Here is an 8,609-nt window from a genome sequence, read left to right as displayed (position 1 = left end):
CGAGTGCCTCGGCGAAGACCGGGCTGGTTTCGTACAGTTCGCGGCCCATGTTGGTGCGCTGGGCGCCCTGGCCGGTGAACAGGAACGCGGTGCGGCGTTCCGTGGTGGCCTCGCCGGTGACGACGTTCGCGGTCGGTGTGCCGTCGGCGAGGGCGCGCAGGCCGAGGCGCAGGTCCTCGGCCCCGGAGGCGAGGACGACGGCGCGGTGCTCGAAGGCCGCACGCGTCGTCGCCAGTGAGAGACCCAGGTCCGCGGGCGCGGCGTCGGTGTCCGCCGCGTACGCGGCCAGGCGCGCGGCCTGCGCGCGGAGCGCCCCGGGGTCGCGGGCCGACAGCACGAACGGCGCGGGTCCGGCCGGAATGGGCGCGTCCGGAGCGGATGAGTCCTCGAGGGGCGCGGACGCGGTCGGCGGGGCCTGCTCGACGATGACGTGGGCGTTGGTGCCGCTGATGCCGAAGGACGAGACACCCGCGCGGCGCGGCCGGCCCTCCGCCGCCGGCCACTCCCGGTCCTCGGTCAGCAGCGCGACGGTGCCCTCGGACCAGTCGACCTGGCTGCTGGGCACGTCCACGTGCAGCGTCCTGGGCAGCAGACCGTGTCGCATGGCCTGGACCATCTTGATGACGCCGCCGACACCGGCGGCCGCCTGGGCGTGGCCGATGTTGGACTTCAGCGAGCCGAGGTGCAGGGGGCGTTCGGAGCTGTGTCCCGGGCCGTAGACGGCCTTGACGGCCTCCGCCTCGATGGGGTCCCCGAGGCGGGTGCCGGTGCCGTGGGCCTCGACGGCGTCCACCTCCGCCGCGGTCAGACCGGAGTCGGCCAGTGCCTGCCGGATGACCCGCTGCTGGGACGGGCCGTTGGGCGCCGTCAGGCCGTTGCTGGCGCCGTCCTGGTTGACGGCGGAGCCGCGGATCACTCCGAGGACCGTGTGCCCGTTGCGCCGCGCGTCGGACAACCGCTCGACCAGGAGCAGGCCGACACCCTCGGACCAGCCGGTGCCGTCCGCGTCGTCGGAGAACGGCTTGCAGCGGCCGTCGGGCGCCAGACCACGCTGGCGGGAGAACTCCACGAACATGCCCGGCGATGACATGACGGTCACGCCGCCCGCGAGCGCCAGATCGGTCTCACCGGAGCGCAGCGACCGGACGGCCTGGTGCAGGGCGACCAGCGACGAGGAGCAGGCCGTGTCGACCGTGACGGCCGGGCCCACCAGGCCGAGTTGGTAGGCGATCCGGCCGGACATGACGCTCGCGGTGGTGCCGGTCAGCACGCTGCCCTGGACCGCCTCGGGGGCGTCGTCCATACGCGGCCCGTATTCCAGGCCGGTCGCGCCGACGAAGACACCGGTGCGGGTGCCACGCAGCTTTGTGGGGTCGATCCCCGCGCGCTCGACGCTCTCCCACGCGGTCTCCAGGAGAAGACGCTGCTGCGGGTCCATCGCCAGGGCCTCACGGGGCGAGATCCCGAAGAACGCGGCGTCGAACTCACCCGCGTCGTAGAGGAATCCGCCGTGACGCACCGCGCTGCGGCCGGGCCGGTCCGGATCGGGGTCGTAGAGGTCGGCGGGCCAGCCGCGGTCCGCCGGGAACTCGCCGATGGCGTCCTCGCCCGTGGCGACCAGACGCCACAGATCCTCCGGCGAGGCCACCCCGCCCGGGTACCGGCAGGCCATGCCGACGATGGCGATGGCTTCCCCCTCGGCGGACACGACGGCCGTCTCGTCGGCCTGCTCGGCCGCGCCGAGGAGTTCGGACGTCAGGAAGCCGGCGAGTTCCCCCGGAGTGGGATGGTCGAAGAGCAGGCCCGCCGGCAGCTTCAGGCCGGTGGCCCGGGCGAGCGCGCCGCGCAGCTCCGTGGCCATCAGGGAGCTGAAGCCCAAGTCCCGGAACGGGGTGTGGTCGGGCACCCGCCGGCCCGGCTCGTACTCCAGAACCGCCCCGATGTGGGCGTGCAGCAGGTCGGCGACGGCGCTCTCGCGGTCCGCCTCACCGAGCGCGGCCGGACGGCGGCCCAGCTCACCGCGCGGGGCCGCCGCGGCGACGGGGGCGGTCGCCGCGACAGGCCCCGGCAGCGGCGCGGCCGCCCGGCGTGCGCCGTCCAGCCAGAAGCGCGTGCGTTGGAAGGCGTAGGTGGGCAGCCCGACATGGCGTGCGGGCCGGTCGCCGTACAGGGCCGTCCAGTCGATCTCGGCGCCGCGCGCGAACGCGGTGGCCAGCGCGGTCAGCGCGGTCAGCGCCTCGGACCGTCCGGCACGCAGCAGCGGCACCGCGGCGACCGCCTCCGTGTCCACGACGCAGTCCTCGGCGAGGGAGGACAGGACGCCCTCGGGGCCCAGCTCCAGGAACGTGCTGACGCCCGATCTCTCCAGGGCGCGCACGGCGTCGAGGAAGCGCACAGGGCGGCGGACCTGCTCCACCCAGTAGTCGGGCGAAGTGAACTGACCGGCGGTGACCGGCTCGCCGGTCACCGTGGACACCACCGCGAGCACCGGCTCCGCGTAGTCGAGGGAGGCCGCGACCGCGCGGAACTCCTCCAGCATCGGGTCCATGTGCGGGGAGTGGAAGGCGTGCGAGACGGTCAGCCGCTTCGTGCGGTGCCCCGCGGCCCGCAGCGCGTCGGCGACCTCGGTGGCCGCTTCCACGTCACCCGACAGGACCAGGGCGTCCGGGCCGTTGACCGCGGCGACGGCGAGCACGTCCTCGCGCCCCGCGAGCAGCGGCAGCACCTCCGCCTCGGTGGCCTCGACGGCGATCATCGCGCCCCCGGTGGGCAGCGCCTGCATCAGCCGGGCACGCGCGGCGACCAGCTTCGTGGCGTCGGCGAGGGAGAGCACCCCCGCGACATGGGCGGCGGCCAGCTCGCCGACGGAATGGCCGGCGAGCAGGGCGGGGCGCAGCCCCCAGCTCTCCAGCAGGCGGAACAGGGCGACCTCGACGGCGAACAGCGCCGGCTGGGTGGCGCCCGTCTCGTGCAGCGCCTCCTCGTCGGCGACGATCTCGGCGAGCGGGCGCTCCAGCAGCGGGTCCAGCCGGGCGGCGACCTCGTCGAAGGCGGCCGCGTACGCCGGGAACGTGGCGTACAGCTCCTGGCCCATGCCGGTGCGCTGGGCACCCTGACCGGTGAACAGGAACGCCGTCCCGCCCGGCCGTACGGCCCCGGTGACGACGGAGGCCGCGGGGGCCGCGGTGGCGAGCGCGTCCAGGCCGGCGAGCAGCGAGTCGCGGCCGTCCGCGACGACCACGGCCCGGTGGCCGAGGAAGGTCCGGGTGGTGGCCAGCGCCCGGCCGACGTCCTGCGCCGACCGCTCCGGGCGGTCGGTGACGAAGGCGTGCAGCTTCGCGGCCTGGGCGCGCAGCGCGTCCTCGTCATGGCCCGTGACGACCCACGGCGTCGGAGCCGCGGTCTCGGCGGGGGTCTCCTCGGCGGGCACGGGCGGTGCCTCGCAGAGCACGACGTGGGCGTTGGTGCCGCCCATGCCGAAGGAGCTGACGCCCGCGACCAGTCGGCGGTCCTCGTCGGGCCACCCCGTCAGCTCACGCTGTACGGCCAGGCCCAGCGCGTCCAGGTCGATCCGCGGGTGGGGCGTCTCGAAGTTCAGGCTGGCCGGAAGCCGCCGATGGTGCAGGCTCAGCAGCGTCTTGATCAGGCCGGCGATCCCCGCGGCGCCCTCGAGGTGGCCGATGTTGGTCTTCACCGAGCCGACGTTCAGCGGGCCCCGGTCGGCGCGGCGGGCGCCGAGGGCGGCGCCGAGCGCGGCGGCCTCCACCGGGTCGCCGACCGGCGTGCCGGTGCCGTGGAGTTCGACGTACTGCACCTCGTCCGGGGCGACCGCGGCGCGCTCGTACGCCTCGCGCAGCACGGCCTCCTGCGCCTGTGCGCTGGGCACGGTGAGCCCGTCGGTGGCGCCGTCGTTGTTGACGGCGCTGGCGAGGATGACGCCGTAGACGCGGTCCCCGTCGGCCAGCGCCCGGCTCAGCGGCTTCAGGAAGACCGCACCGCCGCCCTCTCCGGGCACGAAGCCGTTGGCCCGGGCGTCGAAGGTGTAGCAGGTGCCGTCCGGTGACAGCGCTCCGAAGCGGGACTCGGTGACAACGTTCTCGGCGAGCAGGTTGAGGTTCACGCCGGCGACCAGCGCGCCGTCCGCCTCACCGGCGTGCAGGCTCTCACAGGCCAGATGGACGGCGACCAGGGACGACGACTGGGCGGAGTCCACGGTCAGGCTCGGACCGTGCAGACCCAGGTGGTACGAGACGCGGTTCGCGATCACACCCCGGTTGACGCCCGTCATGGTGTGCTGGGTGACGGCCTCGGCGCCGTGCAGGTACAGCAGGCTGGTGTAGTCGTCGCGCAGGGTGCCGACGACGACGGCGGTCCTGGTGCCGCGCAGCGCGGCGGGCACGACCCCCGCGTCCTCCAGCGCCTCCCAGGTGAGCTCCAGCACCAGCCGCTGCTGCGGGTCCATCGTCACGGCCTCGCGCGGCGAGATGCCGAAGAACGAGGCGTCGAAGTCGGCGACGTCCGCCAGGAACCCGCCCCTGTCGGCGCCGAGCGCACGGCCGTCGGAACCCCAACGTCCCTCCGGCACCGCGGTGATCGCGCTCTCGCCGCGCGCGAGCATGTCCCAGAACGCGGCCGGACCGCCGGCTCCGGGAAGCCGGCAGGACATGCCGACGACAGCGATCGGCTCGGCCCTGCCGGCGCCCGCACCGCGCCGCCTGGCGGTTTCTCCATGGATCTCGTGCTCGCTCGTCGTCACCTTCAGCTGCCCTTTCCCTGCTGCGTGGCGCATTGGTCAAAGACTTCGGTCCGCGTATTCGGAGCCCGGACGGCTCGGCGAGACCCCTGGTCGACCGTAAGGAGGGCGGGCTGCCGAACATCCAACGCGTGATCACGGCGCGGTAATCAGAGCGGCTTCGCCACTCCGCCGGACGAGGTGTTACTCCGCGATGAGTCCCCGGTTCCGGCCTGCGGATAGCTTTTCCGCTGTAGTTCGACCCTCGCCGTGCATTTCATCCACACGTAGCTTCATCCACACCTACCGGAGGACAGAAGAATGCCGAACGCCGCGGCCGTTGCACTTCCCAAGGAGCTCGAGGAGCATCTCGAAAGCTATGTAGCCGCCTTCAACTCCGGTGATGCGGAGAGCGTCGACGCCCACTACACGCAGGCGGGCATCATCGTGTGGGAGAAGGGAAACCCGGTGAGCGGCAAGGAGCGCCAGGCCGCCATCAAGGAGTTCCTGAGCCTCACCCAGCCGCGCATCGAGACCGATGTCCGTGAGGCCTATGTCACCGGGGACACGGCCCTGCTGGTCGTGGACTGGACGATGGAGGTCAACGCGGAGGGCGGCGCGGGCCGCGAGAGCCTCCGCGGCGTCGGCCTGGACGTGCTGCGCAAGCAGGGGGACGGCTCGTGGCTGTACGCCGTCGACGACCCGTTCGGCGAGGAGCCCCGCGACTGACCCGAGCGCGATCGCACGAGCCGGCACAGACCGGCACGGATGACGCGAAGAGCCGCATGACCCGGAGTGCCCCGGGTCATGCGGCTCTCTGCTGCGTCCTCCGCGAACGGCCGGCGGCCCGCCGGCGACCGCCGGCCGCCCCGCCTCACCGCATGGGCGAGGCCGGGCCACCCCGCTGTCGGAGTCGCCCGGCCTCGTGGCGGCCGCGCTTCACGCCGCCTGGCACGGACTGAGGACTCAGGCGGTGAGGTCGGCGACCGGACGGTCCACCGCCATCAGCCACTTGCCGCCCTCGACACGACGGATGACGTCCGTGCAGGAGCCCTTGATCTGGACCAGTCCGCCGTCCTCGCCGGGCAGGCCCAGCTCGAAGTCCACCACGATCAGCGTGACGTCGTCGGCGGTGTAGGAGTGCTTGACGACGGACTTCAGGGTCGGGCCTTTGGCGAGCAGCTCGATGATGCCCTTGGTGCGCGCCTCGCCGGTCAGCGGGCCGCCCGTCAGGTTGGAGATGGCGTCGTCACGGTACAGATTGTCGAAGGCGGCGCCGTTGCCCGAGTTGAAGATCTTCAGGAAGACGTCGTTCTGGACTTCCGGGTCGTCGGTGAGTTCGAGGCTGAACAGGTCGACGTCGGTCGTCGAGGTGGTCATGGACTGCTCCTTCATGGGGTCGTCGTGTACGGCGGTGTTTGTGCATCCGCGCGCCGACGGGGCGCGCGGCGTCTTCATGCGGCGCGCGGAACGCTGCCGAACTTCCCGTCGAAGAACGTCAGCGCCGGTTCGCCGTTGCCTCGCCGGCAGCCCAGCACTCTGCCGACGAAGATCGTGTGGTCGCCGGAGACGTGGGCGTCGATCACATCGCACTCCAGCCAGGCGAGCGCGTCGGCCAGCAGCGGGGCGCCTGTGTGGGCGCCCGGCGCCCACTCGACGTCCTCGAACTGCGTGAGGCCGAGCGCGCGCTTCTTGTCCGCGAAGTGACGGGCGAGCGGTTCCTGCCCGGCTCCCAGAATGTTCACGCCGAAATGCCCACCCCCCGTCAATTCCTCGAACATGACCGCACTGTGAGCGATGCACACCAGGACGGTCGGCGGAGTGAGCGACACAGAACTGAAGGCGTTGGCGGTCATCGCGTGGATGTGCTCGCCACCTACCGTGAGCACAGTGACTCCGGTGGCGAACTGAGACATCACATCCCGCAGCGAAGCGGCCTCTACAGACGTGCGCAGCCCCGTCCGCGAGACTGTGGGATCGAGCTCTGCGGATGCAGGAGTCATTTCCCCTCTTTGGATTCGGGTTCACTGCCCCTACGCAACGAAGGGCTGGACGGAGAAGCTATCCGTTCCATGCATTCCGGCGTTCAATCGCCAAGTAATCGATGGTCTCGGACGGCGAGAAATACCCCGATGACCACGCCGTGACCACGTGTTGGAACGGGATCCGGGATGTTGGCCCCATGACCGATGTATCGCATACCCACGCCGAGGAAACCCAGTTGGCAGAGCCCCACCTGGGGGCCGTACTGGCCTCCGCCGGCCTCGACGCCGAATATGTGCGGGCCGAGGGAAACACGCTCTACCAGCGAGCCGAGGACGGCGGTGAGATCCCCGTCCTGGACTACGCGGGCGGATACGGCTCACTCCTTCTGGGGCACAACCACCCGACGCTCGTCGCGTACGCGAAGGAGCTGCTCGACGCCGGCGTCCCGGTCCACTCGCAGTTCTCAGTGCACCCCGAGGCGGCCGAACTGGCGCTCACCCTGAGTCGGATCGTGCGGCGCGAGGGCGGCTACGACGAGCCGTACTTCGCCATCTTCGCCAACACCGGCGCCGAGGCCAACGAGGCCGCGCTCAAGCACTCCGAGATGGACCGGGTCATCCGGCTCGGAGCGCTCCTGGCCACCATCGACGACGGCCTCACCGCGGCGCGCGAGGCCGTACGGGACGGCTCGGCGACCGTGCCCGCCGAGGCTTTCGAGCGCGCCGGTGTGCAGATACGCGACGTCGGTGTGCAGACGCGCGACTCCGGTGTCGCCGCGCTGAACGAGCTCGTCCACCACCTCGTCACCCACAACGCGGACCAGGCCAGGCGCCCACCGGTCTTCCTGACCCCCGAGGGCTCCTTCCACGGCAAGCTGGCCGGCACGGTCCAGCTCACCCACAACGAGGGCTACCGCAACCCGTTCAAGGCGCTGGCCGCGCAGGCCCGGTTCGTCCCGCTCGGCCGGCCCGGCATGCTCCGGAAGATCGCCGACGAGGAGCGCGCCACGCTGTTCGGCCTGGAGGTGGAGAACGGCCTGGTCCGGCTGACCGAGCACGAGGCACCCCGCATCTGCGCGTTCTTCCTGGAACCGATTCAGGGTGAGGGCGGCATCCGTGAGATACCGGCGGAGTTCGTCCAGGAGGTCCACGAAGTCTGCGCGGAGGTCGGCGCACCGGTCGTCGTGGACGAGATCCAGAGCGGAATGGGCCGTACCGGAGACTTCCTTGCCAGCACCCGTCTCGGGCTGCGCGGTGACTGCTACACCCTCGCCAAGAGCCTGGGCGGCGGCCTCGCCAAGATCTCGGTGCTGCTGGTCCGCGCCTCGCGCTACCAGGGCCAGTTCGAACTGATCCACAGCTCGACCTTCGCCAAGGACGGCTTCTCCAACCGCATCGCCCTCAAGGTCCTCGAACTCCTGGAGGCGGACGGCGGGGCCGCGTACCGCAAGACCGCCGAACTGGGTGAGCGGCTGCTGGCCGTGCTGGGCTCGGTGCGTGACGACTTCCCCGACGTGGTCAAGGACGTCCGCGGCCGGGGCCTGTTCCTCGGGCTGGAGTTCCACGACCAGTCCGGCGCGCCGGCCGCTCCGGTCGCCGAAGCCGCCCGGTCCGGCCTGTTCGGCTACCTGATCGCGGGACACCTGCTGCGGGGTCACCGGCTTCGCACCTTCCCGACCGCGAGTGCGCCCGACACGCTGCGCTTCGAGCCGTCCGTCCTGCTCTCGGACGACGAGATCAGCCGGCTGGAGACGGCACTGCGGGACACCTGCGACATCATCCGGGGCGGCTACCGGCGCCCTCTGGACCTGCCGGGCCAGTAGCACCAGGCAGCAGCGCGCGGGGCGGGGGCCCGGGGCGCGGGGGCCCGGACCCCGGCCCCGCCCCCGCGC

5 protein-coding genes are annotated in these 8,609 nt (G+C 72.1%); 2 read left to right on the top strand and 3 right to left on the bottom strand.

Annotated features, from left to right (window positions below; genetic code table 11):
• On the bottom strand, nucleotides 1–4,789 hold a 4,789-nt coding region (locus ACFV6X_RS35225; RefSeq protein ID WP_385390490.1), incomplete at its 3' end, for a beta-ketoacyl synthase N-terminal-like domain-containing protein.
• A 264-nt stretch (nucleotides 4,790–5,053) separates the two neighbouring features.
• Between ACFV6X_RS35225 and ACFV6X_RS35220 the strand changes: the two genes are divergently transcribed.
• A complete protein-coding gene (locus tag ACFV6X_RS35220) occupies nucleotides 5,054–5,461 on the top strand; it encodes a YybH family protein (RefSeq protein ID WP_385390489.1) in 408 nt (135 codons plus the stop codon).
• A 237-nt stretch (nucleotides 5,462–5,698) separates the two neighbouring features.
• On the opposite strand, the gene ACFV6X_RS35215 is transcribed toward ACFV6X_RS35220, so the two are convergent.
• Complete coding sequence (locus tag ACFV6X_RS35215; protein WP_385390488.1) at nucleotides 5,699–6,112, bottom strand: YybH family protein; 414 nt, start codon at nucleotides 6,110–6,112, stop codon at nucleotides 5,699–5,701.
• 74 nt (nucleotides 6,113–6,186) lie between these two features.
• Entirely contained in the window at nucleotides 6,187–6,648 is a 462-nt protein-coding gene (locus ACFV6X_RS35210) for a flavin reductase family protein (RefSeq protein WP_385390486.1), read from the bottom strand.
• 266 nt (nucleotides 6,649–6,914) lie between these two features.
• On the opposite strand from ACFV6X_RS35210, the gene ACFV6X_RS35205 reads away from it, so the two are divergent.
• Nucleotides 6,915–8,540 (top strand): aspartate aminotransferase family protein, encoded by a 1,626-nt coding sequence (locus tag ACFV6X_RS35205; RefSeq protein ID WP_385390485.1) that lies wholly within the window; start codon nucleotides 6,915–6,917, stop codon nucleotides 8,538–8,540.
• Nucleotides 8,541–8,609 lie beyond the last annotated feature (69 nt).

The sequence above is a fragment of the Streptomyces sp. NPDC059861 genome (assembly GCF_042731435.1).
In the GTDB taxonomy this organism is placed as follows: domain Bacteria; phylum Actinomycetota; class Actinomycetes; order Streptomycetales; family Streptomycetaceae; genus Streptomyces.
Note: the sequence above shows the minus strand (reverse complement) of the source record. Positions and strands in the feature narration are given on the sequence as shown.

Coding starts and splice junctions, on each gene's coding strand:
- ACFV6X_RS35215 (WP_385390488.1), bottom strand. CDS start 6,112: ATGACCACCTCGACGACCGACGTCGACCTGTTCAGCCTCGAACTCACC.
- ACFV6X_RS35220 (WP_385390489.1), top strand. CDS start 5,054: ATGCCGAACGCCGCGGCCGTTGCACTTCCCAAGGAGCTCGAGGAGCAT.
- ACFV6X_RS35210 (WP_385390486.1), bottom strand. CDS start 6,648: ATGTCTCAGTTCGCCACCGGAGTCACTGTGCTCACGGTAGGTGGCGAG.
- ACFV6X_RS35205 (WP_385390485.1), top strand. CDS start 6,915: ATGACCGATGTATCGCATACCCACGCCGAGGAAACCCAGTTGGCAGAG.